General features: G+C 39.7%; 2 tRNA genes. Both read left to right on the top strand.

The window, feature by feature from the left end:
• Positions 1-76 precede the first annotated feature (76 nt).
• Positions 77-151, top strand: a tRNA-Ile gene (locus FC70_RS02575).
• A gap of 6 nt (positions 152-157) precedes the next feature.
• Positions 158-230: transfer RNA gene (locus FC70_RS02570), tRNA-Ala, on the top strand.
• Positions 231-307: the final 77 nt, after the last annotated feature.

Raw genomic sequence — 307 nt, 5'->3', positions numbered from 1 at the left:
ATGGAACCTACACATTTAGTCGAAACTTTATTTAGTTTTGAGAGGTCTACTCTCAATTTAATCAATGGATATACATGGGCCTATAGCTCAGCTGGTTTAGAGCGCACGCCTGATAAGCGTGAGGTCGATGGTTCGAGTCCATTTAGGCCCATTTTTTGGGGAATTAGCTCAGATGGGAGAGCACCTGCTTTGCAAGCAGGGGGTCAGCGGTTCGATCCCGCTATTCTCCATTACCAACGTTTGTTGGTGATTTGTACTTTGAAAACTAAATAATATCAAAATTTTTTATTTATTAATTGTTTTAACA

Origin of the sequence: Paucilactobacillus oligofermentans DSM 15707 = LMG 22743 (genome assembly GCF_001434315.1) — a bacterium.
GTDB lineage: Bacteria > Bacillota > Bacilli > Lactobacillales > Lactobacillaceae > Paucilactobacillus > Paucilactobacillus oligofermentans.
This window is presented reverse-complemented; position numbering and strand designations above follow the sequence as displayed.